At 65.9% G+C, this 25,098-nt stretch carries 24 protein-coding genes; 20 read left to right on the plus strand and 4 right to left on the minus strand.

The window, feature by feature from the left end; genetic code table 11:
* The first annotated feature begins 1 nt into the window (after position 1).
* From murF to dnaE, 16 genes are all read left to right on the plus strand, one after another.
* A complete protein-coding gene (gene murF / locus ACIQC0_RS06015; protein WP_377217034.1) occupies positions 2–1,465 on the plus strand; it encodes a UDP-N-acetylmuramoyl-tripeptide--D-alanyl-D-alanine ligase in 1,464 nt (487 codons plus the stop codon).
* On the plus strand, positions 1,462–2,571 hold the full coding sequence (gene mraY / locus ACIQC0_RS06020; protein ID WP_377217035.1) for a phospho-N-acetylmuramoyl-pentapeptide-transferase: 1,110 nt from the start codon (positions 1,462–1,464) through the stop codon (positions 2,569–2,571). Before murF ends, mraY begins: the two co-directional genes overlap by 4 nt.
* Positions 2,553–4,073, plus strand: a complete 1,521-nt coding sequence (gene murD / locus ACIQC0_RS06025) for a UDP-N-acetylmuramoyl-L-alanine--D-glutamate ligase (protein WP_377217036.1) — start codon at positions 2,553–2,555, stop codon at positions 4,071–4,073. The genes mraY and murD overlap by 19 nt, the downstream gene beginning before the upstream one ends.
* A gap of 2 nt (positions 4,074–4,075) precedes the next feature.
* On the plus strand, positions 4,076–5,362 hold the full coding sequence (gene ftsW / locus ACIQC0_RS06030; protein WP_377217037.1) for a putative lipid II flippase FtsW: 1,287 nt from the start codon (positions 4,076–4,078) through the stop codon (positions 5,360–5,362).
* 6 nt (positions 5,363–5,368) lie between these two features.
* Complete coding sequence (gene murG / locus ACIQC0_RS06035; protein WP_377217038.1) at positions 5,369–6,469, plus strand: undecaprenyldiphospho-muramoylpentapeptide beta-N-acetylglucosaminyltransferase; 1,101 nt, start codon at positions 5,369–5,371, stop codon at positions 6,467–6,469.
* Positions 6,466–7,848 (plus strand): UDP-N-acetylmuramate--L-alanine ligase, encoded by a 1,383-nt coding sequence (gene murC / locus ACIQC0_RS06040; protein ID WP_400533342.1) that lies wholly within the window; start codon positions 6,466–6,468, stop codon positions 7,846–7,848. The genes murG and murC overlap by 4 nt, the downstream gene beginning before the upstream one ends.
* Positions 7,838–8,737 (plus strand): cell division protein FtsQ/DivIB, encoded by a 900-nt coding sequence (locus ACIQC0_RS06045; RefSeq protein ID WP_377217040.1) that lies wholly within the window; start codon positions 7,838–7,840, stop codon positions 8,735–8,737. The genes murC and ACIQC0_RS06045 overlap by 11 nt, the downstream gene beginning before the upstream one ends.
* A 184-nt stretch (positions 8,738–8,921) precedes the next feature.
* Positions 8,922–10,160, plus strand: a complete 1,239-nt coding sequence (ftsZ, locus tag ACIQC0_RS06050; RefSeq protein ID WP_377217041.1) for a cell division protein FtsZ — start codon at positions 8,922–8,924, stop codon at positions 10,158–10,160.
* 8 nt (positions 10,161–10,168) lie between these two features.
* Positions 10,169–10,855 carry a polyphenol oxidase family protein gene (locus tag ACIQC0_RS06055; RefSeq protein ID WP_400533345.1) on the plus strand — a complete coding sequence of 229 codons (687 nt, stop codon included), beginning with the start codon at positions 10,169–10,171 and terminating at the stop codon, positions 10,853–10,855.
* Positions 10,848–11,588, plus strand: coding sequence for a YggS family pyridoxal phosphate-dependent enzyme (locus ACIQC0_RS06060; RefSeq protein WP_400533347.1), 741 nt, complete (start codon positions 10,848–10,850; stop codon positions 11,586–11,588). Before ACIQC0_RS06055 ends, ACIQC0_RS06060 begins: the two co-directional genes overlap by 8 nt.
* Positions 11,589–11,678: 90 nt before the next feature.
* A complete protein-coding gene (locus ACIQC0_RS06065) occupies positions 11,679–12,209 on the plus strand; it encodes a cell division protein SepF (protein ID WP_377217044.1) in 531 nt (176 codons plus the stop codon).
* A gap of 121 nt (positions 12,210–12,330) precedes the next feature.
* Complete coding sequence (locus ACIQC0_RS06070; protein ID WP_377217045.1) at positions 12,331–12,618, plus strand: YggT family protein; 288 nt, start codon at positions 12,331–12,333, stop codon at positions 12,616–12,618.
* Between the two features lie 177 nt (positions 12,619–12,795).
* Complete coding sequence (locus tag ACIQC0_RS06075; RefSeq protein WP_377217046.1) at positions 12,796–13,479, plus strand: DivIVA domain-containing protein; 684 nt, start codon at positions 12,796–12,798, stop codon at positions 13,477–13,479.
* A 91-nt stretch (positions 13,480–13,570) separates the two neighbouring features.
* On the plus strand, positions 13,571–14,167 hold the full coding sequence (gene lspA, locus ACIQC0_RS06080; protein WP_377217047.1) for a signal peptidase II: 597 nt from the start codon (positions 13,571–13,573) through the stop codon (positions 14,165–14,167).
* Positions 14,160–15,086, plus strand: a complete 927-nt coding sequence (locus tag ACIQC0_RS06085; protein WP_377217048.1) for an RluA family pseudouridine synthase — start codon at positions 14,160–14,162, stop codon at positions 15,084–15,086. Before lspA ends, ACIQC0_RS06085 begins: the two co-directional genes overlap by 8 nt.
* A 36-nt stretch (positions 15,087–15,122) precedes the next feature.
* Entirely contained in the window at positions 15,123–18,680 is a 3,558-nt protein-coding gene (gene dnaE, locus ACIQC0_RS06090; RefSeq protein ID WP_400533351.1) for a DNA polymerase III subunit alpha, read from the plus strand.
* A 63-nt stretch (positions 18,681–18,743) separates the two neighbouring features.
* On the opposite strand, the gene ACIQC0_RS06095 is transcribed toward dnaE, so the two are convergent.
* A complete protein-coding gene (locus ACIQC0_RS06095) occupies positions 18,744–19,244 on the minus strand; it encodes a flavin reductase family protein (RefSeq protein WP_377217050.1) in 501 nt (166 codons plus the stop codon).
* A 131-nt stretch (positions 19,245–19,375) separates the two neighbouring features.
* On the opposite strand from ACIQC0_RS06095, the gene ACIQC0_RS06100 reads away from it, so the two are divergent.
* From ACIQC0_RS06100 to nrdR, 3 genes are all read left to right on the plus strand, one after another.
* Positions 19,376–19,903: a hypothetical protein gene (locus ACIQC0_RS06100; protein ID WP_400533353.1), complete on the plus strand. Its 528-nt coding sequence runs from the start codon at positions 19,376–19,378 to the stop codon at positions 19,901–19,903.
* 10 nt (positions 19,904–19,913) lie between these two features.
* Positions 19,914–21,284 carry a histidinol dehydrogenase gene (hisD, locus tag ACIQC0_RS06105; protein ID WP_400533355.1) on the plus strand — a complete coding sequence of 457 codons (1,371 nt, stop codon included), beginning with the start codon at positions 19,914–19,916 and terminating at the stop codon, positions 21,282–21,284.
* A gap of 116 nt (positions 21,285–21,400) precedes the next feature.
* Positions 21,401–21,904: a transcriptional regulator NrdR gene (nrdR, locus tag ACIQC0_RS06110; RefSeq protein ID WP_400533357.1), complete on the plus strand. Its 504-nt coding sequence runs from the start codon at positions 21,401–21,403 to the stop codon at positions 21,902–21,904.
* 53 nt (positions 21,905–21,957) lie between these two features.
* Here nrdR and ppgK read toward each other — a convergent pair whose 3' ends face one another.
* Both ppgK and map read right to left on the minus strand, forming a co-directional pair.
* Complete coding sequence (gene ppgK, locus ACIQC0_RS06115; protein WP_377217054.1) at positions 21,958–22,761, minus strand: polyphosphate--glucose phosphotransferase; 804 nt, start codon at positions 22,759–22,761, stop codon at positions 21,958–21,960.
* Between the two features lie 112 nt (positions 22,762–22,873).
* A complete protein-coding gene (gene map, locus ACIQC0_RS06120) occupies positions 22,874–23,752 on the minus strand; it encodes a type I methionyl aminopeptidase (protein ID WP_400533359.1) in 879 nt (292 codons plus the stop codon).
* A gap of 119 nt (positions 23,753–23,871) precedes the next feature.
* Between map and ACIQC0_RS06125 the strand changes: the two genes are divergently transcribed.
* The gene (locus tag ACIQC0_RS06125; protein WP_377217056.1) at positions 23,872–24,036 is read left to right on the plus strand and encodes an SPOR domain-containing protein; all 165 of its coding nucleotides are present in this window, start codon (positions 23,872–23,874) and stop codon (positions 24,034–24,036) included.
* A 21-nt stretch (positions 24,037–24,057) separates the two neighbouring features.
* On the opposite strand, the gene panB is transcribed toward ACIQC0_RS06125, so the two are convergent.
* On the minus strand, positions 24,058–24,966 hold the full coding sequence (panB, locus tag ACIQC0_RS06130) for a 3-methyl-2-oxobutanoate hydroxymethyltransferase (protein WP_377217057.1): 909 nt from the start codon (positions 24,964–24,966) through the stop codon (positions 24,058–24,060).
* Positions 24,967–25,098 lie beyond the last annotated feature (132 nt).

A 25,098-nucleotide genomic window follows, 5' to 3' on the forward strand; every position in this document is an offset into this window, starting at 1 on the left:
CATGATTGCATTTACCGCGGCGGAGATCGCCGACATCACTAGTGGGCGCCTGGACGCCGATCCTGGAGTGACGCCCCTGTCGGTGGTCACGGATTCGCGCGAGGCCACGCCCGGTTCGCTCTACGTGGCCAAGCCCGGCGAGAACGCCGACGGGCACGACTTCCTTCCCGCGGCGTTCGAGGCGGGTGCCGTCCTGGCCATCGTGGAGCGCCCCGTGAGCCGAGCCGACGGCACACCGTACCCGGCCGTCGTCGTCCCTGATGCGGTGCTGGCCATGGGAGCGCTGGCTGCCGAGGCAGTACGCCGGATCCGCGCCGTTCGCGCCGCTGCGGGACTGGAACTGACTGTCATCGGCATTACTGGCTCCGCCGGTAAGACCACCACCAAGGACCTCCTGGCCGGACTCCTTGGCGCCCAGGGGCCGACCGTTGCCCCGCAGGGGTCCTACAACGGCGAGATCGGCGTACCACTCACGGTGTTTCGGGCCGACGCGGAGACGCGCTATCTCGTCATTGAGATGGGTGCCACCGGCATCGGGCATATCCGGTACCTGGCGAAGATGGTGGAACCGGACGTCGGCATTGTGCTCGCTGTGGGGACAGCCCACGCCGGAGAGTTCGGCGGCGTGGACAATATTGCCGTTGCCAAGGGCGAGATGGTTGAAGCCCTTGCCGAAACCGGCACCGCGATCATCAACCTCGACGATGCACGGGTCGCCGCCATGAGGGGACGGACCGTTGCATCCGTGGTCGGATTCTCCGCCGAAGGACGGGATGACGCCGCGGTCCAGGCGCTGAATGTCGACACCAATGCTGAAGGCTGCCCCGAATTCGACCTCGTCCTGCCGGACGGCAGTCCGTCCCGTCATGTCAGCAGCCGCCTCATCGGTGGCCACAACATCGGCAACCTGCTTGCGGCCGCGGCCGCGGCATGGTCCGTGGGAATCCCCGGTGACGCCATTGCCTCTTCCCTGGCCAACCAGGGTGCCGCCAGCCGCTGGCGGATGGAACGGACGGAGCGTGCAGACGGCGTCACCATCATCAACGACGCTTATAACGCCAACCCAGAATCCATGCGGGCTGCCCTGCGCACGCTTGCTGACATGGGCCGCGGCCGCCGGACCTGGGCTGTCCTGGGAGCCATGCTGGAACTCGGGGACGACTCGATCCGGGAGCACACAGCCGTTGGTACGCAGGTGGTCCGCCTCAACATTTCACGGCTGGTGGTCGTGGGACGGGAAGCCCGGTCGCTCTATGTGTCAGCCGTGCAGGAAGGCTCGTGGGGTGACGAATGTGTCTTTGTGGAAACGGCGGACGAGGCGTTTGACCTGCTCGACGCCGAACTTCTGCCCGGAGACCTCGTCCTTTTCAAGTCCTCCAACAGCGTCGGGCTGAGGCACCTGGGCGATCGGATAGCATTGCCACAAACCCCGCATAGCGCCGAAGAAGGGAGCACTCTGCCGTGATTGCACTGTTGATCGGTGCCGGCCTGGCCCTCTTGTTCGCACTGGTGGGCACGCCCCTCTTCATCCGGCTCCTGGTGCGCCGGGGCTACGGCCAGTTCATCCGTGACGACGGACCAACCTCGCACCACACCAAGCGCGGCACACCCACCATGGGCGGCACGGTGGTGGTAGGGGCGGTCCTGCTGAGCTATGGGCTGACCCACCTCATCATGATGATGGTGAACCCCAATTCGCCGGGGCCGTCCGCGTCCGCGCTGATCCTGCTCTTCCTGATGGTGGGTATGGGCCTGGTGGGCTTCCTCGACGACTTCATCAAGATTTCACGGCAGCGAAGCCTGGGGCTCAATGCCAAGGCCAAATTGATCCTGCAGGCCGCCGTTGGCATCGCCTTCGCCGTGCTGGCCCTGAACTTCCCGGACCACCGGGGCATCACCCCGGCCTCCACCAGGATCTCCCTTGTGCGCGACTTGCCGTGGCTCGATCTCGCCTTTGGCGGCACTGTGCTCGGCGCTATTCTGTTCGTCCTGTGGTCCAACCTGATCGTCACCGCCGCCACCAACGGCGTCAACCTCACCGACGGACTGGACGGCCTTGCGGCCGGAGCAGCAGTCATGGTGTTCGGCGCCTATACGCTCATGGGCATCTGGCAAAGCAACCAGGCCTGCGGCTCCCCGCGGGAGGCGGGCAGCGGCTGCTACTCAGTCCGCGACCCCCTCGACCTGGCGCTTCTCGCGGCCATCCTGAGCGCTGCGCTGGTGGGCTTCCTGTGGTGGAACACTTCACCTGCGAAGATCTTCATGGGGGACACCGGCTCCCTGGCCATTGGTGGTGCCATTGCCGGTTTTGCCATCCTGTCCCGCACGGAACTCCTGCTCGGCATCATCGGCGGCCTGTTCGTCCTGATCACGCTGTCGGTGATCATCCAGGTGGGTTACTTCAAACTGTCCGGGGGCAAGCGCGTGTTCAAGATGGCGCCGCTGCAGCACCACTTCGAGCTCAAGGGCTGGGCAGAGGTGACTGTGGTGGTCCGGTTCTGGATCCTGTGCGGACTCTTTGTCGCCGTGGGCCTCGGAATTTTCTACGCTGAATGGGTTGTGCTGCTGTGACCGTTACATCGCCCCGCTTGGAAAACCTTGTCAGCTGGGACTCCGACTGGTCGGGACTGCGCGTCGTGGTCACTGGCATCGGACTGTCCGGTTTCGCCGCCGCGGACACTCTCATTGAACTGGGCGCTAGAGTGGTGGTGGTGGACGCTGCCGAAACCGAAACGGCGCGCGCACACGCGGACACACTGCGGATCGTCGGTGCAGCTGACGTCCTCCTGGGCCAGCAGGCGGTGACGGCCGTCCCCCTCATTGACGGTGAAATTCCCGAACTCATCGTCACATCCCCCGGATGGCGTCCTGACCAGGCCCTCCTGGCGGCCGCAGCACGAGCACACATTCCTGTGTGGGGCGACGTGGAACTCGCCTGGCGCGTCCGCGAACGGGCCGGCCGCAAGACGGCCGACTGGCTGGCCATCACGGGCACCAACGGCAAGACCACCACGGTCGGCCTGACCGAATCGATCCTCCGCGCCGCCGGTCTCAAGGCCATTGCCGTAGGAAACGTGGGAACGCCCATCCTGGACGCGCTCCGTGATCCCGTGGAGTACGACGTCCTGGCCGTGGAGCTGTCCAGCTTCCAGCTGCACTGGTCCTCATCCCTCTCACCCGTCGCCAGTGTGTGCCTGAATGTCGCCGAGGACCATGTGGACTGGCACGGCTCTTATGACTCCTACGTTGCAGACAAAGCCAAGGTCTACGAACGCACCCAAAAGGCGTGCATCTACAACGCCGAACAGATCGAAACCGAACGCATGGTGGAAAACGCCGACGTGGTGGAAGGCTGCCGGGCTGTTGGCTTTACCACGCTGACGCCGGCCGTCAGCATGCTCGGCGTGGTGGAAGGGCTCCTGGTGGACCGGGCCTTCATAGAAGAACGGCGGGACAGCGCGGCCGAACTCGCCGCGATGTCAGACCTCGGCCCCATCGCTCCGCGGCACATGGTGGCCAACGCCCTCGCCGCGGCCGGCCTGGCCAGGGCCTACGGTGTTGAAGCCGCGGCGGTAAAGCAGGGCATCAAGGACTACCTGCCGGGCGACCACCGCATCCAGCCCGTGGCCCGCTGGAAAGGAGTGCTGTGGATCAATGACTCCAAGGCGACGAACCCGCACGCCGCCGCGGCATCGCTGGCAGCCTTCACCAACGTGGTCTGGATCGCCGGCGGCCTCTCCAAGGGCGTTTCCTACGACGACCTGGTCAGCGGCCACGCACACCGGCTGAAGGCCGTGGTAGTGATCGGCAAGGACACTTCGGAGCTTGCCGGAGCCCTGGCGCGACACGCTCCCGACGTCCCGGTCATCAGGCCGGAACAGGACCAGACTGGAGATGTCATGGCGCAGGCGGTGGCGGCTGCGGCCGGCGTGGCCGTTTCGGGCGACACCGTGCTCATGGCACCCGCAGCCGCATCCATGGATCAGTTCACGTCCTACGCACACCGCGGCGACGCTTTCATCGAGGCCGTCCGCGGGCTGGTGGAAGGGCAGGACGAGACCGCCGAGGAGTAGAGATGGCCAACACGGCAACGCGCCGACCGCCTGTCAGTGCGGGCGGCACCCGACTCCGCTCCGCCTACCGGAAATTCTGGTCCGCCCTTGAAGGAACAGGCACATCACGGAACGGATCCACCTACTACCTCATCCTCGGGTCCACCTTGGCGCTGACTGCCATCGGGATCATGATGGTCCTCTCGGCCTCGAGCGTGGAGTCGATCGCCGCTGGCAAGTCTCCGTACGGTGACGCCATGAAGCAGGGCATCTTCGCCGCCCTGGGGATCTTCCTCATGTTCGTGCTTTCCCGCGTGAATGTGGTGTGGCTCAAACGGCTTGCCTGGCTGGGAATCGGCGTGGCGCTGGTGCTCCTGGTGCTCGTCCAGCTGGTGGGCGACGATGTCAACGGCAACCGGAACTGGATCAACCTCGGCGGCTTCACGTTCCAGCCGTCCGAGGCCTCCAAGCTTGCCCTGGCACTGTGGATGGCTACCGTCCTGGCCCGGAAGGGCAGGCTGTTGCGGCAGTGGCAGCACATCGCAGTGCCAGTGGTGCCGATGGCGGCCATCATCATCGGCCTGGTGCTCTGGGGAAACGACCTGGGCACCGCAATGATCATCATGATGCTCGCAGCCGCCGCACTGTTCTTTGCCGGTGTTCCGCTCTATTTTTTTGGCATTGCCGGGCTGGTTGCCGCGGCGGGAACCGCGGCCATGGCCATGGCCAGCCCCAACCGGATGTGCCGCATCACCTCATGGTGGAGCGGCGAAAGCTGCGCAGGCGGCATGGACGTGAACTACCAGGCAACCAACGGCCTCTACGGGCTGGCCTCCGGTGGCTGGTTCGGCGTGGGACTGGGGCAAAGCCGGCTTAAATACAACTGGATCCCGGAAGCCCACAACGACTTCATATTCGCCATCATCGGCGAGGAACTCGGCCTGGTGGGTTCCGTCGTCGTACTCATTCTCTTTGCCATCCTGGGAGCTGCGATCTACCGCGTGGTCGTGGCGCAGGAGGATATGTTCCATCGGGTGCTGGCCGGAACCATCATGGTGTGGCTGCTCGGCCAGGCAACGGTGAACATGTCCGTGGTCACCGGCCTGATGCCCGTCATCGGCGTCCCCCTGCCGTTCATTTCCTACGGGGGGTCCGCGCTGCTGATGTCACTATGCGCCATCGGCGTGGTGCTCTCCCTGGCCAGGGAACAAATGGCGCCGGCCATCCGGCCCCAACGGATCCTGAAATTCAAGGCCGCGCCCGCGGGGGCCGCCGGCCGCAAGAAGAAAACTGCCAGAAAGCGTGCCTGACCCAAAATGATCTCCCAGAATCCGTCCATTGTCCTCGCTGGAGGCGGCACCGCCGGGCATATCAGCCCGCTGCTGGCCATTGCCGCCGCGGTCCGCGAAGCCGCCCCGGAAGCATCCATCCTGGCAGTCGGCACGTCCGCCGGGATGGAAACCCGGCTGGTCCCTGCCGCCGGTGTGGAGCTGGCCACCATTGACAGGGTGCCGTTACCCCGCAAGCCATCCTTGGACCTGCTTCGCCTTCCGGGACGCCTGGCCGGAGCTGTCAAGCAGGCCGGCGCGATTCTCGACGGCGCGGCAGCGGACGTCCTGGTGGGCGTGGGCGGCTACGTCTGCACTCCCATGTACCTTGCTGCCCGCAAGCGCCGGATCCCCATTGTTGTCCATGAGGCCAACGCGCGGCCGGGACTGGCCAACAGGGTCGGCGCAATGTTTACCGACCGCGTCGCCGTCGCGTTCGCGGGAACGCCGCTCCGGCACGCCCGGCACGTGGGCATGCCCATGCGCCCGGGGATATCGCAGCTGGACCGGGCCGCGGCACGTGCAGGGGCACGCCGGTCACTGGGGCTGGAGGAAAACCGGCCCACGCTGATCGTGACCGGCGGGTCCTCGGGGGCTCTGAGCATCAACCGGACCGTCGCGGCCTCCGTGCAGCTGCTTGCAGGCGCAGGCATCCAGACACTGCACATCACCGGCCGCGGCAAGGCAGTCACCGACGCATCAGGAGAGCCCCTGGCTGCCGAAGGCTACCGCCAGGTGGAGTACGTCGATGGCATGGAAACCGTTTATGCCGCCGCGGACGTCCTGCTGGCGCGCGCCGGTGCGGCGACCGTGTCCGAGGCTGCCGCCGTCGGCGTCCCCGCCGTCCTGGTGCCACTGCCCATTGGCAACGGCGAGCAGGCGCTGAACGCCGCCGGCCTCGTGGCGGCCGGCGGTGCGCTGCTGGTGGCGGACCGCGACTTCACCGCAGGGTGGGTGGCGGACCAGCTGATCCCGCTGGTCACCGACGAAACACGCCTGGCCGCCATGGCGGCAAACTCATACCGGCTTGGCATCCGGAACGCCGACCAGCAGATGGCTGGTCTTGTCCTGGAAGCGGTAGGCGCATGAACCACTACGAAACCCCCGCAGGCCTCAGCAGCCTCGGCAAGGTCCACTTCATCGGCATCGGCGGCGTGGGTATGTCCGCCGTGGCACGGATCATGGTGGCGCGCGGTGTCCCGGTCAGCGGCTCCGACGCCAAGGACCTTCCGGTGATGGCCGAACTGGCGGCCGCCGGCGCGCGGATCGCCGTCGGATACGGGCCCGGCAACCTCGGGGACGCCCAGACAGTCGTGGCCGGCTCCGCCATCCGTCCGGACAACCCCGAACTTGCGGCAGCCCGCGCCGCAGGGCTGCCGATCCTGCACCGCTCCGAGGCGCTGGCCGCGACGATGGGGGAGGACACCGTGGTTACGGTGGCCGGCACGCACGGCAAGTCCACCACCACCGCCATGGTGGCCGTCCTGCTGAAGGGCGCGGGGCTGGATCCGTCCTTCGCAATTGGCGCCAACGTCCCGGCGCTCGGCGTTAATGCCGCCCACGGCAGTTCTCCCGTCTTTGTGGCCGAGGCGGACGAATCGGACGGCTCGTTCCTCAACTACCGGCCGCGGATAGCGGTGGTCACCAACGTGGAGCCGGACCACCTCGACCACTACGGCACTGCCGAGGCCGTCTATGAATCCTTCGACCGGTTCACCGCGCTGCTGCCCGCGGACGGCGTGCTCGTTGCGTGCGCTGACGACCCCGGTGCACTGGCCCTCGCTGAACGCACCCGTGGGCGGGGCAACACCCGGGTGGTCCTGTACGGGACGGGGGAGGGGAATGACTTGCGGCTGCACGACGGCGGCCCCGGCGACGTCGCCGTCTCCACACCGGAGGGGAGCTTCAGCCTTGCCCTCCAGGTGCCCGGGCGGCACAACGCGCTGAACGCCGCGGCGGCGTTCGCCGTCGCGCTTGAACTCGGTGTGGAGCCTGCCGCAGCCGCCGCCGCCCTGGGACATTTTTCCGGTGCCTCCCGCCGGTTCGAGTTCAAGGGCGCGGCACGCGGCGTGCGGGTCTTTGACGACTACGCCCACCACCCCACGGAAGTCCGCGCGGCCCTGTCTGCCGCCCGCACCGTGGCCGCCGGACACAAGGTCCACGTCCTGTTCCAGCCCCACCTGTTCTCGCGGACGCGGGAATTTGCCCACGACTTCGCCGACGCCCTTAACCTCGCGGACACGGCACTGGTGCTGGACATCTACCCGGCGCGGGAGGACCCGATTCCCGGGGTTACCAGCAAACTCATCGCTGACCACCTGCACCACGGCGGGCGCCTTGTGGCGGGGGACGACGCCGTGGCCGAAATGGTGGCGGCTGCCGGAGACGGCGACGTCGTCCTTACCGCCGGAGCCGGCGACGTTACCTCCTTTGGACCGCGGATAGTCGAGGCCCTGCATGGCAGGTAACCGGCGCCCCACCTATACACCCGCGGGAAGCCGTCCAGGCACGGGCGACGACGTCATTTCCGCCTCGCGCGAGGCCCCGGAACCGGAGGCTCCCGCGCCTGCGGCGCCGCGCCGGCTGCCCGCGTTCCGCAGGAAGGGGCACACGGAGTTGGCCGCCTCCGAGGCACCGAACGTGGTGGCGTTCCCCGAGCCCAGGTCCAGGCGGATCCGGCGGAACGTGCTGGTGGCCATGGGATCGGTGGTGGCTGCTGTGGCTGCGCTGCTCGCTGCCGCTGTCTATTCGCCATGGCTGGCCATGAACAGCGTTTCAGTCAGCGGAACCCGGCTCCTGACGCCGGCCCAGGTCGAGGCGGCGCTTGAACCGCTCAAAGGGAAGCCGCTTCCGCAGATCTCGGATGAGGATGTAGCCACCCTGCTCGGGCCGCTGGTCCAGGTGAGGTCTGTGTCCGTACAGGCCAGGCCGCCGTCGGGCCTGGCCGTGATGGTGCGCGAACGCGTACCCGTGGCACTGGTAAAGCAGGGAAAGCAGTACCAGTTGGTGGACGTTGAAGGGGTGCGCCTGGCCGTCACTGCCGATCCCGCAACGGTCAAACTTCCCGTGATCGACGGCGGTGCCGGAACCATCGGCAAGGACCTCTTCCGCGCCACGGCAGCAGTGCTGGGCGCCCTGCCCGCCGACGTGCTTGCCAGGCTGTCCAACGCCTCGGCCCAGTCCGTGGATGCAGTGCAGCTCAAGCTGGTGGACGGCCAGACCATCATCTGGGGTAACGCCTCGGACAGGGAACTCAAAGCAAAGGTGCTGGCCGCACTGCTGAAGGCGCCGGCGGATCCCAAGAACCCGGTCCGGGTATATGACGTCAGCGTCCCGCGCCATCCGGTAACCCGGTGAGCGGCATTCTTTCGCGGTATTAATCCGACACGCGGACCCGGTTATTGAATGTGGGTACCAGAGGAAATACCGTCACAGACATGAGTTACTTGACATAACTCTAACCTTCAACTTGAAGGTTAAGGTTATAAGCTTCAAGCTCTCCATCAGTTTTCGCAATAAACACGAACAAGGGACACGTAACGTGGCAGCTCCGCAGAATTACTTGGCCGTCATCAAAGTCGTCGGCATCGGCGGCGGTGGCGTGAACGCAGTCAACCGCATGATCGAGGTTGGTCTCCGAGGCGTTGAATTCATCGCCATCAATACCGATGCCCAGGCCCTGCTGATGAGCGATGCTGACGTTAAGCTCGATGTCGGGCGTGAACTGACCCGTGGCCTTGGTGCCGGCGCCAACCCCGAGGTTGGCAAGCAAGCCGCCGAGGACCACGCAGACGAAATCGAAGAGGTCCTCCGCGGCGCCGACATGGTCTTCGTGACTGCGGGTGAAGGCGGCGGCACCGGCACAGGCGGGGCCCCTGTGGTGGCACGCATCGCCCGGTCCCTTGGGGCGCTCACCATCGGCGTCGTCACCCGGCCCTTCACGTTCGAAGGCCGCCGCCGTGCCGGATCGGCCGAGGCCGGCATCGACGCGCTGCGCGACGAAGTCGACACCCTGATCGTCATCCCGAACGACCGGCTGCTGTCCATCAGCGACCGCAACGTCTCGGTCCTGGACGCCTTCCGCTCCGCGGACCAGGTCCTTCTCTCCGGCGTGCAGGGCATCACGGATCTCATCACCACCCCCGGCCTGATCAACCTCGACTTCGCGGACGTGAAGTCCGTCATGCAGGGTGCGGGGTCGGCCCTCATGGGTATCGGTTCGGCCAGGGGCGAAGACCGTGCCGTCAAGGCCGCGGAACTTGCCATCGCCTCCCCGCTGCTGGAAGCCTCGATTGACGGCGCCCATGGCGTCCTGCTCTCCATCCAGGGCGGGTCCGACCTCGGACTGTTCGAAATCAACGAAGCCGCGCGCCTGGTGCAGGAAGTGGCCCATCCCGAGGCGAACATCATTTTCGGTGCTGTGATCGATGACGCGCTGGGCGACGAAGCGCGCGTTACGGTCATCGCTGCGGGGTTCGACGACGTCAAGGCCACCTCGCCGTCGATGGACCAGTCCCAGCCGGCCGCCGCAGCCCCGGCGGCCCCTTCCGCCGCGCCGGCGTCCGCACCCGCCCAGCCGCCTGCCGGTGGGAGCCAGCAGGTCAATGCCCGGCCCGTGCCCGCCACTGTTGGTGCAGCCGGGCTGAGCAACTGGGGGCAGCAGCACCCGGCTTCGATCCCCGCTGACTCAGGTTTCGACGTAGACCTTCCCTCCGTTGTGGAGCCGGACCTGACCGGTAACCACCCGGATGACCTGGATGTCCCCGACTTCCTGAAGTAGGCCCCGGTTTGTTCCACTGGCAAGCCGGGATCCTTCCGGGGGTCTCGGCCGCTTTCACGGATACGGCTGCGGGCAACCTCGCCCTGCATGTGGGGGACGACCCGTCCCTCGTCCTGCAGCGGCGCCGGCAGTTGGAAGCCGAAATGGGCATCGCCGCCGGTTCGCTCAAGTTCATGAACCAGGTCCACGGCGCCACTGTTGCAGTTGCGGACGGGACACCGGTGCCCGAAGCCGATGCCATGGTGTCCCTCGGGACGCCGCTGGCCGTCATGGTGGCGGACTGCATTCCTCTGCTGCTGGCCGGCGTATCCGCCTCGGGACCGGTGCTGTCCGCAGTCCATGCGGGACGCCCCGGCCTGGAGGCCGGCATCGTGCCCGCAGCGGTGAGCCGGATGCGGGCCATGGGCGCTGCCGACATCCGGGCGTGGTTGGGGCCGTCCATCTGCGGCCGTTGCTACGAGGTTCCGGAGGGCCTGCAGGAACAGGTGGCTGCCGCTGTGCCCGCCGCGAAGACCACAACCTCATGGGGAACTCCTGGCCTCGACCTCCCCGCTGGAGCCCGAAGCCAACTTGAGGATGCCGGAGTAGGCGTGGAATATTCCGGCCCGTGCACCCTTGAGGCGGAGTCGCTCTACTCGTACCGCCGGAACAACAGCACCGGCAGGTTCGCCGGCGTTATCTGGTGCCATGACTGAGCGCCTTCCGGAGGCGGCCGACCCGAGGGCCACGGAGCTGGCCGGGCGGCTCGCCGTGGTCCGCCGCCGGATAGCAGCCGCCGCGGCGGCGGCCGGGCGCCGGGATTCCCTGCCGTCGCTCATCGTGGTCACCAAATTCCACCCCGCTGCGGACATCCGGCGCCTCGCCGCGCTGGGGGTCACCGACGTCGGTGAGAACCGGGACCAGGAGGCCGCCGCCAAAGCTGCCGAGCTGTCGGACTGTGCCTTGAACTGGCACTTCGTCGGTCAACTCCAGACCAAAAAATCCAGATCCGTGGTCAAGTACGCCACCGCCGTGCATTCCGTGGACCGTCCGCAGCTCGTGGATGCCCTTGACCGGGCCATGGCTGTGGAAATGGAGGCCAGCAGGCGGCTTCCCCTCGAATGCTTCATCCAGGTCAGCCTGGAGGACGACGCCGGAGCGCACCGGGGCGGGGCAGCGCCCGGTGATGTTCCGGGGCTGGCTGAGCGCATCGCGGGGGCCTCCGGCCTTCGCTTGGCCGGCGTGATGGCCGTAGCTCCGTTGGGCGCACCGCCCGGTCCGGCCTTCGAGAAGCTGTCCCGCATCTCCGCTGACCTGGCGGCTTCCCATCCGGAGGCGAGGGGGATTTCCGCGGGAATGAGCCAGGATCTGGAGGCCGCTGTCCAGTTTGGAGCGACACACCTCAGAATCGGTTCCGATATTCTCGGAACGCGTCCGGCGGTGCGGTAGCGTCGGACCTATTGGAAGTGATGGGCGGGGGACACCAGTGCTGTCAAGTCATTGGGCGGCCCGCGACAGGGACACGATAAGGAGTCGACCATGACCGGCACTCTGCGCAAGACAATGATCTATCTTGGGCTCGCCGATGGCGATGAGCACTACGAGTCCGAGCACCAGACTGTACGTAAGGATGAGGACGAAACGATGGAAGCTGACCGCGAGGAGCGCCGTGCACCCGCACCCGTCCGTGAGGCCAGCCGCGAATCGTCCCACGCCCCCGAAGAGGAATACCGCGCCCCTGTGACTCCAATTAAGCGTGCGGCGTCGAGCCGTGAGGAACCCTCCGGACTCCGCCAGATCACCACCATCCACCCGCGTTCGTACAATGACGCCAAACTCATTGGCGAAAGCTTCCGCGACGGCATTCCAGTGATCATGAACGTCACGGACATGGGCGAAGCCGACGCCAAGCGCCTGGTGGACTTCTCTGCTGGCCTGGTCTTTGGCCTGCGCGGCAGCATCGAGCGGGTCACCAACAAAGTCTTCCTTCTTTCGCCGTCCTACATAGAGGTCATCGGTGACGACAAGAAGGCCAGCGAGACGCAGGCCAGCTTCTTCAACCAGAGCTGACCCGGGCTCTGTTCACAGATGCCAGGCAGGAGCACCTGCCTGGCATCTGTGCTGAAATGGATACGATCCCCCGGCACGGTGCCGCGGCGGCAACAATGGACTTGGAGATATGAGTTAAGTCATGGGAATTGTTTTCGGACTTGTCTATCTCGCCCTGCTGCTGTTTTTTGTGGCCCTTATCATCCGCCTGGTGTTCGACTGGGTGCAGATGTTTGCCCGGGAGTGGCGCCCCCGGGGTGCCGCGCTGGTGGCGGCGCACGCCGTCTATTCGGTCACCGATCCGCCCCTGAGGGTGCTGCGCCGGGCGATTCCGCCGCTGCGGCTCGGAGGGATATCGCTGGACCTAGGGTTCCTTGTCCTCTTCATCGCGGTGAGCATTGCGATGGGAATCACAAGGAATCTCACATAATTTCCCCTGATCAATCAACCCAATGCGGACCGAACCCGCATTGAGCGGTTACTGTAAAGCGAGGAAACCTCGCGTTTGACACCCCGGTGTTGGATTAGAGTAACCAGACATAATTTAGGTACCGTAGTTTTGACGGCCGGAAGGCCTACTGACTAACTAGACCAGTGAGGTGACCAGATGGCTCTGACGCCAGAAGACGTTGTCAACAAGCGCTTTCAGCCGACCAAGTTCCGCGAGGGCTACGACCAGGACGAGGTTGATGACTTCCTGGACGAGATCGTTGTTGAACTCCGCCGCCTGAACCAGGAAAACGATGAGCTCCGCAAGAAGCTCGCCGAAGCCGGTTCCAGCGTCCCCGCCAGCTCCGCAGCCGCTCCCGTTGTGGAAAAGGTCCCCGCTCCCGCCAAGGCTGAAAAGGATGAAGCCCGCGAGAAGGCTGAAGCCGAAGCCAAGGCCGCTGAAGCAGCCAAGAAGAAGGAAGCTGCAGCTCCCGTCCCCGCACCGGCCGCAGCAGCCCAGGCTCCTGCCTCCACGCCGTCCGCCGAGTCCGCGGCCGGCCTGCTGGCCATGGCCCAGCAGATGCACGACCGCCACGTCGCCGAAGGCCAGGCCCAGAAGGAAAAGATCATTGCCGAGGCGCAGATCGAAGCCAGCAGCCTCGTCAACGACGCGCAGGAGAAGTCCCGCAAGATCCTCGGCGCCCTCGAGCAGCAGCGCTCGGTCCTGGAGCGCAAGGTCGAGCAGCTCCGCGGCTTCGAACGCGACTACCGTTCGCGCCTGAAGGCCTACATCGAAGGCCAGCTGCGCGACCTGGACGCCCGCGGTTCCGTGGCAACGCCGGAAGTCAGCGAAGCCAACTAACGCGTCAACCACGTATTCTGAAAGCCGGTGGCTGAGGACTCCTCGGCCGCCGGCTTTCTGCTTGCCACCTGTTTTTACGAATGAAAGCGCCATGACAGACGAACTTGCCGCTGGTGCGGCACCGCCCCAGCCGCCCGCCCGCAGGTACTCCCGGGGGCTGCTCCTTGGCCTCTTTGCCGGATGCGCCGTTTTCGCCTACGCGCTGGACCAGCTGACCAAGATTTGGGTGACTTCCACCATGGTGGAAGGCGAACGGATCCCTGTCCTTCCGCCCTTGCTGCACTGGTACTTCATCCGTAACTCCGGCGCTGCTTTTTCCATCGGTGAAAACGTCACGTGGGTGTTCTCCATCATCATGGCCGCGGTGGCAATCGCCATCCTTTTCCAAGTGCGCAAACTCGGCTCGGCCTGGTGGGCCCTGGCGCTGGGACTGCTCTTGGGCGGGGCCCTGGGTAACCTCACGGACCGGTTATTCCGTGAACCATCGTTCGGCATGGGGCATGTGGTGGACTTCATCCAGCTCCCCAATTTCGCCATCTTCAACATCGCTGATTCCGCGGTGGTCTCTGCCGTGGCGATCATCTGCATCCTTACACTGCGCGGAATAGCCCTGGACGGAACGCGGCTCGTCGCCGCAGACCGGGGCGAGGACGCAGAACAAGGCAGGAACGGGAACGGCGATGACTGACAGCCTGGTGGTCTCCGACGATTTCGCCGGCTCCCGGGCAGACGCCGGATTGGCGGGGCTGCTGGGGATCTCCCGCTCCGCCGCGGCCGCGCTCATCGCCGGCGGCCACGTCCTGAATGCCGGCAGGCCCCTCGGCAAATCGGCCAAGCTCGTGGCGGGGGATGTGCTGCAGGTGACTGTGCCGGAGCAGCGGGACCCGCTGGAAGTCGTGGAGGAAGAAGTGGAAGGCCTGAACATCCTGCTGGACGACGACGATTTCGTCGTTGTCGATAAGCCTGTGGGCGTCGCCGCCCATCCGTCGCCCGGCTGGGTGGGTCCCACCGTCGTGGGTGGCCTCGCCGGGGCGGGATACCGGATCTCGACCTCCGGATCGCCCGAGCGGGCAGGGATCGTCCACCGGCTCGACGTCGGCACCTCGGGTGTCATGGTCGTGGCTAAATCCGAACGTGCGTATACCGCCCTGAAGCGGGCCTTCAAGGAACGCACCGTGGATAAGGTCTACCACGCCGTGGTTCAGGGCCTGCCCGATCCGCTGACGGGGACCATCGACGCCCCGATCGGGCGTCACCCCGGGCATGACTGGCGGTTCGCCGTCATCGAGGACGGCCGGCCATCGGTGACCCACTACGAGGTGCTGGAGGCGTTTGGAAAGGCGAGCCTGGTGGAAGTACACCTGGAGACCGGCCGGACCCACCAGATCCGCGTGCATTTCTCGGCCCTGCGGCACCCCTGCGCGGGAGACCTCACCTACGGCGCCGACCCGCGTCTGGCGGCGACCCTTGGCCTGACCCGGCAATGGCTGCACGCCCGGGAACTTGGTTTCGAACACCCCGTGACCGGAGAGCGGATCCGGGTCACCAGCGAGTATCCGCAGGACCTCGCGTACGCCCTGGAAGTCCTGGAGTCCGGCAGGGCCTGAGCGGGTGCTGCCGAGGCCAGCGCATAGAATGGTGCGGTGACTTCCAGCAATGACTCGTTCGTCCACCTCCACACGCACACCGAATACTCCATGCTGGATGGGGCCGCCCGGCTGGGTGAGTTGTTCGACGAGACGGAGCGGCTGGGCATGCCCGCCCTGGCCACCACGGACCATGGTTACCTGTTCGGGGCCTTCGATTTCTGGCAGAAAGCCCAGGCCAAGGGCATCAAGCCCATCATCGGCGTCGAAGCCTACGTGACTCCGGGTACCGCCCGGACGGACAAAGAGCGCGTGAGGTGGGGCGACGAGTCACAGCGCAAGGACGACGTCTCCGGCGGTGGCTCCTACACGCACATGACCCTGTTGAGCTACAACAACGTGGGCATGCGCAATCTGTTCCGCGCCTCCTCCATCGCTTCGCTGGACTCGGTTTTCGGCAAGTGGCCCCGGCTGGACCGCGAACTGCTCAACACCTACTCGGAAGGGCTTATTGCCACCACCGGTTGCCCGTCCGGCGAAGTGCAGACCCGCCTCCGCCTGGGGCAATACCGCGAGGCACTGGAAGCCGCAGCGGAATTCCGGGACATTTTCGGGGCCGAAAACTACTTCTGCGAGCTCATGGACCACGGACTGGACATCGAGCGCAGGGTCACCGGCGACCTGCTCCGCCTGGCCAAGGAACTGAACCTGCCCCTGGTGGCCACCAACGACCTCCACTACACCCACGAGCACGACGCCAAGGCCCACGAGGCACTGCTCGCCATCCAGTCCGGTTCCACGCTGCTGGAGCCCACCTACGACAATGGCGGGTCCAGGTTCGCGTTTTCCGGCAGCGGCTACTACTTGAAATCGCCCCGCGAGATGCGCGAACTTTTCCGCGACCATCCTGAGGCCTGCGACAACACGCTGCTCATCGCAGAGCGCTGCGAAGTCTCCTTCAACACCGACGCCAACTACATGCCCCGCTTCCCCTGCCCGCCGGGCGAGGACGAGACGTCCTGGCTGGTTAAGGAAGTGGACAAGGGCCTGCAGTACCGCTACCCGAAAGGCGTGCCGGACGAGGTACGCAAGCAGGCGGACTACGAGCTCGGCGTCATCACTTCCATGGGCTTCCCCGGCTACTTCCTGGTGGTGGCCGACTTCATCAACTGGGCCAAGAACAACGGCATCAGGGTGGGTCCCGGCCGTGGTTCCGGCGCCGGTTCCATGGTGGCCTACGCCATGCGCATCACCGACCTCGACCCGTTGCGGCACGGACTGATCTTCGAGCGGTTCCTCAACCCGGACCGTGTCTCCATGCCCGACTTCGACGTCGACTTCGATGACCGCCGCCGCTCCGAGGTCATCGACTACGTGACGCGGAAGTACGGCGATGAGCGCGTGGCAATGATCGTCACGTACGGCACCATCAAGACCAAGCAGGCGCTCAAGGACTCCTCACGCGTGCTGGGCTATCCGTTCAGCATGGGCGAGCAGCTCACCAAGGCGCTGCCGCCTGCGGTGATGGCCAAGGACATCCCGCTGGCGGACATCCAGAACCCGGAAGCGAAGCGCTACGGCGAGGCAGGCGACTTCCGCCAGCTGATCGCTACGGATCCCGAAGCGGCGAAGGTGTTCGAGACAGCACTCGGCATCGAAGGGCTGAAGCGCCAGTGGGGCGTCCACGCCGCCGGCGTCATCATGTCCTCCGACCCCATCATCGATGTCATCCCGATCATGCGCCGGTTCCAGGACGGGCAGGTGATCACCCAGTTTGACTACCCCACGTCCGAGGGCCTTGGCCTGATCAAAATGGACTTCCTGGGCCTGCGGAACCTGACGATCATTTCCGACGCCCTCGAGAACATCAAAATGAACCGCGGCATCGACCTGGACCTGGAAAACCTGGAACTGGACGACGCCGCCTCCTACGAACTCCTGGCCCGCGGCGACACCCTGGGCGTGTTCCAGCTCGACGGCGGGCCCATGCGGTCCCTGCTCAAGCTCATGAAGCCTGACAACTTCGAGGACATCTCAGCGGTTCTGGCGCTGTACCGCCCGGGCCCCATGGGCGCCAACGCGCACACCGACTATGCGCTGCGCAAAAACGGCATCCAGGAAGTCATTCCCATCCACCCGGAGCTCGAAGAGCCCCTCAGGGAAATCCTCGGCGGCACGTTCGGCCTGATCGTGTACCAGGAGCAGGTCATGGCGGTGGCCCAGAAGCTCGCGGGCTACTCGCTGGGCCAGGCAGACATTTTGCGCCGCGCCATGGGCAAGAAGAAGAAGTCGGAACTGGACAAGCAGTTTGCCGGATTCTCCCAGGGCATGCAGGACAACGGTTACTCCATGGAAGCCGTCAAGACCCTGTGGGACATCCTCCTGCCATTCTCCGACTACGCCTTCAACAAGGCCCACTCGGCGGCCTACGGCGTCATCTCCTACTGGACCGCCTACCTCAAGGCGCACTATGCCCCGGAGTACATGGCTGCACTGCTGACGTCCGTGGGTGACGACAAGGACAAGTCGGCCATTTACCTCAATGAATGCAGGCGCATGGGCATTACCGTGCTGCCGCCGGACGTGAACGAGTCGGCGCTGAACTTCACCCCGGTCGGAAATGACATCCGCTTCGGCATGGGCGCGATCCGCAACGTGGGCGTCAACGCGGTGGAGGCCATGGTCGCCGCCCGCGAAAGCGAAGGGGCGTTCACGTCCTTCAAGGATTACCTGATGAAGGTCCCGGCGGTCGTCTGCAACAAGCGGACCATAGAATCGCTGATCAAGTCCGGCGCCTTCGATTCGCTCGGACACCACCGCCGTGCCCTGGCCATGGTCCACGAAGAAGCCATCGACTCGGTGATCACGCTGAAGCGCAACGAAGCCATTGGCCAGTTCGACCTGTTCGCGGGCTTCGAGGAAACCGAGTCTGAGGCGTCCCTGAGCATCGAAATCCCGGACCTGCCCGAGTGGGAGAAGAAGGACAAGCTTTCCTTCGAGCGGGACATGCTTGGCCTCTATGTTTCTGACCATCCGCTACAGGGGCTCGAGGGAGTCCTAAGCCAGCACGCAGAGCAGACCATCACCTCGGTGCTCGGCGAGGACGGCCCGCAGGACGGCGCCATCATCACCATTGCCGGGATGATCACCTCGCTCAGCCGCCGCATCGCCAAGGCGAGCGGGAACGCGTACGCCCGCGCGGAGGTGGAAGACCTTGGAGCTTCGATCGAGGTCATGTTCTTCGGCCAGGTCTACGGGCCCATCGCCTCCGTGCTGGCTGAGGACCTCATCGTGGTGGTCAAGGGCCGCCTGCAGAAGCGGGACGACGGCGCCATCACGCTGAACTGCATGGAGCTGTCGGTGCCTGACCTGAGCGAGGGCCTCAACGGGCCGCTGGTCATCACCATGCCCACGCACAAGGCCACCGAGGCCGTCGTCACCGAACTCGGCGATGTCCTGCGTACCCACCGCGGTAACTCCGAGGTGCGCCTGCACCTGCTGGGCGACACCCGGACGGAAATCATGGCGCTGCCGGTGCACCTGCGGGTCAACCCCAGCCCCTCCCTCTTTGGCGACCTGAAAGTCCTGCTGGGGCCGGCCTGCCTGGACGCCTGAAAACAAACAGCGGCCGACGGCGGGAGCCTCCTCCCGCCGTCGGCCGCTGTTATGCCGGGCCTGCTAGATTTCATAGTCCAGGGGGACCGGCTGGCTGTAGCCGCCGCCGTGGTATAGCAGCGGAGAACCGTCGCCTCCCACCTGGCCGTCCACCACCTGCACCACCACCACGGCGTTGTTTTCGAAAGACAGCCGCATCTGGACCTCCCCGATCAGCCACCCGGCCACATCCTTGAGGATCGGCACGCCATGCGGTCCGGTCTCCCAGTGGTCGCCCTCGAACCTGTTGCTGGTGCGTGCGAACCGGTCAGCCAGTTCGTGGTTTTCCAGGCCCAGCATGTGCACGCCGATGTAGGTGGTGTTGGCAACCGCCGGCCAGGAACTCGAGCTACGGGCCATGTTGAAAGTGAAGCGCGGAGGCTCGGCGGACAGTGAAGCGACAGACGTTGCCGTGAACCCGTAGGGCCGGTCCTGGTAGTTGGCCGTGATGATGGCGACGCCCGCAGCGTGGCGGCGGAAGATCTCCTTGAACGTCGGCCCAAACGGGACGGTATTGTCGGTCACCCGGTACTCCTGAAAGATAAATGTCTGTGTTTCCCCTTCCTAGGGTATTTGCCGGCGGCCGGCCCCCGGAAACTGCCGGCGCAGGTTCGCCCTGGAAGGACCTGTGCCGGGCGTTTGTTAAGGTTTGTTGCATGCGTAAAAGTACCGGCGGGACCCGCCGCCTGCCCTGGGCCATGCTGGCCGCTCCGGCCCTGGCGGGAATTCCGGCCGGAATCCTCTGGTGGCTCCTGGCCCCCGGCGGGCTCAACCTCATCACCCGCGATTCCGCCCTGGCTACCGGCGCCAACCCGGCAACCTGGCTGCCCCGGGACCTGACACTGGGTGGTGTCCTGCTGTTCGCCGGGTGTCTGCTGGCGGTCTTCCTGGTGGATGGACGGCGGCCCCGCCGGCAGGCGGCGCTGATGCTCGCTTTGACCGGAGCAGCGCTGGGCGCATTGGTGGCTTGGCAGGCAGGGATGGCGGCGGCGCGGCTGTGGAGCCCGCCTGTGGACGCCTCGGCGAACGCCAGCATCGCCTTTTCCCTGCGCGCCTGGCCCGTGCTGCTGCTGTGGCCCGCGGCTACCGCTATCGCGGTGTTCGCGCTGGAAGTGCTGGACGTTGGAGGCCGGAAGAGGTCCGGGACGGCCGGCGGCGCCAATGGCCTGGTGGCGGAGCCGTAAAATAGGAGCCGTGACTATCTCCCCGGACGCCGTGCCCGCTGCTTCAGCCGTGAACTTCCGTACCGTCGACCTCCGAGGGCAGGCACTGTCCCTGGCCGGGCTGCGCGCAGCCGTTCCGCGGGCCCAGGGCAGCACCGTGGCGGACGCCGAAGACAAAGTCACCGCAATTATTTCCGCGGTCCGGCAGAGCGGCTTTGCAGCGCTCTCGGAGTTGGCCGGGAGGTTTGATGGCGTAGAGCAGCAGCACCCGCGCGTTCCGGCTGCTGCCCTCCGGACTGCCCTGGAGCAGCTTGATCCGGCGGTCCGCAGGGCCCTGGAGGAATCCATCGGCCGGGCGCGGAAATTCGCGGACGCCCAGCGGCCGCGGAACGTTGACGTCGAACTCGGTGACGGTGCCGTGGTCAGCCAGAACTGGGTCCCCGTGGCGCGTGTCGGCCTTTATGTGCCCGGCGGTCTTGCCGTGTACCCATCCTCCGTGGTTATGAATGTGGTGCCGGCCCTGGCCGCCGGGGTGGCCTCCATTGCCCTGGCTTCCCCGCCGCAGAAGGAGTTCGGCGGGCTTCCGCATCCCACCATCCTGGCGGCGGCCGAACTGCTGGGCATTACCGAGGTCTACGCCATCGGTGGAGCGCAGGCCATCGCCGCGTTCGCCTACGGGGTGGAAGGTTCCGAAGCCGGACCGGCGCTGGAACCCGTTGACGTCGTCACCGGGCCTGGCAACATCTTCGTGGCCACCGCCAAGCGGCTGGTCAAGGGCGTGGTGGGCATTGACTCCGAAGCGGGGACCACGGAGATTGCCATCCTGGCGGATGCCACGGCCAAACCCGCGCTGGTTGCCGCGGATCTCATTAGCCAGGCGGAACATGATCCCAAGGCAGCGTCCGTGCTGATCACCGACTCGGCGGACCTGGCAGCTGCCGTGCGCGTGGAACTGGACCGCCAGGCGGCCGCCACCCGGCACTCTGCCCGGGTGCAGGAGGCGCTGTCCGGGCCACAGTCCGGAGTGGTCCTGGTGGACGGACTGGAGCAGGGAATTGCGGCGTGCGACGCCTATGCGGCGGAACACCTCGAGATCATGACCGCGGATGCGCCCGCAGTGGCGGCACGGATCCGCAATGCCGGCGCCATCTTCGTGGGGGACTACAGCCCGGTCAGCCTGGGCGACTATTGCGCAGGGTCCAACCACGTCCTGCCCACCAGTGGAACCGCGGCCTTCTCCTCGGGCCTGAATGTCACCACCTTCCTGCGCGCCATCCAGGTGGTCAACTACACCCGCGAAGCGCTCCAGGAGGTCGGGGGCCACATCGTGAGCCTTTCCCGCGCGGAGGACCTTCCCGCGCACGGCGACGCTGTGACGGTGCGCTTCGCTGCCCCGTCCTAGCCACTACATGTAGTAATTACAGGCTTGTTATTACGCTACATGTGGCCGTAGACTGGAAGGCGCTATGGGACCGCTGACGTGCGCTCCCAGCCGGTTCGCGCGAAAGAGGGGATGCCATGTACTGTCCGTTCTGCCGCAACCCCGACTCCCGGGTCGTGGACAGCCGCATGGCCGACGACGGCTCCTCCATCCGGCGCCGCCGGCAATGCCCCGAGTGCGGCCGCCGGTTCACCACCGTGGAAACCACCAGCCTGTCGGTCATCAAGCGCTCCGGCGTGGGCGAGCCCTTCAGCCGGAGCAAGGTCATCAATGGCGTGCGCAAGGCCTGCCAGGGCCGCCCGGTGAGCGAAGATGATCTTGCCCTGCTGGCCCAGGAGGTCGAAGAGCAGATCCGGGCATCCGGCGCCGCGGAAATCGACGCCCACGAGGTTGGCCTGGTCATCCTCGGACCCCTGCAGAAGCTGGACAAGGTGGCCTACCTGCGGTTCGCCAGTGTCTACCAGGCTTTCGAGTCGCTCGAAGACTTCGAAACCGCCATCGCCCTGCTCCGCCATGAGGGAGAAGACTCCAAGGGCGCAGCAGCCAAGGGCAGCAAGAGCTCCGAGAAGAGCCCGCTCTAATCTTCCGGTGGCGGCAGCGGAGGGGAAGCCGCTGCCGCCACCGGCATCACGCTCTACTTTGCCAGTTTGTGCTGGAGCGCAATCTCGATGGCGGCGCCCACAATCCCCGCTTCATTCCGCAGGACGGCCGGTACGATCGGCGTGCGCAGCTTCAGGTTGGGAAGGTACTCGTCCGCACGCTTTGAAATGCCGCCGCCCACAATGAACAGTTCCGGTGAGAAGAGGAATTCCACGTGGGAGAAGTAGCGCTGCAGCAGGACGCTGTATTCGTCCCAGGACAGGCCGTCGCGTTCCCGAGCCACAGCTGAAGCCTTCGTTTCAGCGTCGTGCCCGTCGATCTCAAGGTGTCCCAGCTCGGCGTTGGGGACCAGCTTGCCGTCAAAGATGAACGCGGAACCGATTCCCGTGCCCAGCGTGATGACCAGGACCGTGCCGTTGACGCCGGCTCCTGCGCCGTAGCGCGCCTCGGCCAGGCCGGCGGCGTCGGCGTCGTTGATGACCTCCACCGGCCTGCCCAGGCGGGCCGTGAGGAGGGCATCGATGTCAGTGTCCAGCCAGCTCTTGTCCACATTGGCAGCGGAATGGACCACGCCGTGCTGGATGATGCCCGGAAAAGTGACGCCCACGGGGGAGCCCGCGGCGGGGGCTTCGGGACGTGCGGACAGTTCCGCCACCACCAGGGCCACGGCCTCGGCCACCGCCTCCGGCGTAGCGGGCTGGGGCGTGGGGACGCGGAAGCGCTCGCCCAGCAGCTTGCCCTTCTTCAGGTCGACAATGCCGCCCTTGATGCCCGTGCCTCCGATGTCGATGCCGATCAGCGGTGCGTTCTTTGGAGACTTCTCGTCCTTCTTGGCCAATGGGATTCCGTTCTGGCAGGTGCGGTCAGGGATGGGCGGCCGGTGCCGGCCGGGGGTGTCCGGCAGTGCCGGAATCAGCGCGGGCCGGTCCGAACCGTCCCGCCACTGGAAGCTATGGGAGGGTCAGGATCTCGGCGCCGGACTCGGTCACCAGGAGGGTGTGCTCGAACTGCGCCGTCCGTTTGCGGTCGCGGGTCACCACGGTCCAGTCGTCCGCCCACATGTCCCATTCCACAGTGCCGAGGGTGAGCATCGGCTCAATGGTGAACACCATGCCGGCCTCGATCACGGTGTTGTAGGCCGGCGCGGCGTCGTAGTGCGGAATGATGAGGCCGGTGTGGAAGGCTTCGCCCACCCCGTGGCCCGTAAAATCACGCACCACACCGTAACCGAAGCGCTTCGCGTAGGACTCGATGGCACGGCCGATGACGTTGATCTCCCGGCCCGGGGCGACGGCCTTGATGGCCCGGTTCAGTGATTCCCGGGTCCGCTCCACGAGCAGGCGGGATTCCTCATCGACGTCGCCCACCAGGAAGGTGTGGTTGGTGTCTCCGTGGACCCCGTTGATGTACGCCGTGATGTCGATGTTGATGATGTCGCCGTCGTTAACCACGGTGCTGTCCGGGATGCCGTGGCAAATGACCTCGTTGAGGGACGAGCAAAGGGACTTTGGAAAGCCCCGGTAGCCGAGCGTTGAAGGGTAGGCATGGTGGTCCAGGAGGAACTCGTGGCCCACCTTGTCCAGGTGGTCGGTAGTGACACCGGGCTGGATGTGCTTGCCGACTTCGACAATGGCCTGCGCGGCGATCTTCCCGGCGATGCGGATCTTTTCGATGGTTTCCCGTGTCTTGACCTCGGAGCCGGTGAACTTTGCCGGTGCGGGCCTGCCCACGTATTCGGGGCGGGGGATGGACGCCGGCACGGGGCGCTGCGGGCCCACGGTTCCCGGGGTGAGGGTGCCGATGGGTGCAGTCGAGGCAAGGGAAGGCATAGATTGATCATATAAGGCAGGGCAGAACGCCGAACAACCGGGATGCCGGGAAGCCCCGCGTATGCATTTAAGTTACGCGGATCACCCGGCTGCCGCCCGCGGGAACTGAGGAAGCGACGATGACTGAGTACTGGTACAACGTGAACACGCACCAGGTGGAAGAGGACAGGCTTTCCGACTGGAGCCAGCTGATCGGCCCCTACAAGACCAGGGAAGAGGCCGAACATGCGCTCGAAAAGGTCCAGGCACGCAATGAAGCCTGGGAAAAGGGCGACGAGGACTGACCACCGCCGCCCGGCTGGCCGCTAGAAGGTGTGTTCGGGGCCGGGAAATTCTCCCGAGCGGACGTCCTCGCCGTAGGCGGTGGCTGCTTCCAGGAGGGTGGTGCGCAGGTCCGCGTACTGCTTGACGAACTTTGCCATCCGTCCGCCGCGGAGGCCTGCCATGTCCTGCCACACAAGGACCTGCCCGGTGGTTTCCTTGCCGGCGCCGATGCCTACGGTGGGAACGGCGACAGCAGCGTCCACGGCTGCCGCAACCTCCGCGGGCACCATTTCCATCAGGACACTGAACGCGCCGGCGTCGGCCAGCGCCACGGCGTCATCCACCAGCCGTTGGGCGTCCTCGCCGCGGCCCTGCACCCGGTAGCCGCCCAGAGCGTGCTCGCTCTGCGGGGTGAAGCCGATGTGGGCCATCACGGGAATGCCGGCCTGGACCATGGCCCGCACGGTGGGGGCGTAATACTTGCCGCCTTCGATCTTGACGGCGTGAGCAAGGCCCTCTTTCAGGAAACGGACTCCGGTTGCCACCGCCTGCTCCGGTGAGACCTCGTAGCTGCCGAACGGAAGGTCGGCCACGATCAGCGCGCGTTTGGCGGACCGGGAGACGGCGCGGCAAAGGGGAAGCAGCTCGTCCACGGTGACGGGGAGGCTGGTCTCGTTGCCGAAGACATTGTTCGACGCCGAGTCGCCCACCAGCAGCACCTCGATGCCGGCTTCGTCGAAAATCCCGGCTGAATACTGTTCGTAGGCGGTGAGCATCGCAAACCTGGTGCCATCCCGCTTGGCCTGCTGCAGGTGGTGCACCCGGATCTTTGCCGGAGTCCGCGCCGCCTCCGGACCGGCCGGCTGTGAATCCTTCCGCCCCGGGCCGCTCCCGTAGGGGGCAGGGTGGTCTGCGGGCATGCTGGAATCTGAGCTGTTGCTGGTGGCCATGAGATGAGCTTAATGCGGTACCGGCCGTCCTAGCTACCGGCGTCCGCCGGCGGGCCGTGTTAACGCTGTGTTACGCGCGGCGGCGGCTCAAGCATCGGCGTCGAATGCTTAGTACAGTGTTTGTGAACTGCT

This window comes from Pseudarthrobacter sp. NPDC092419 (genome assembly GCF_044755045.1).
GTDB lineage: Bacteria > Actinomycetota > Actinomycetes > Actinomycetales > Micrococcaceae > Arthrobacter.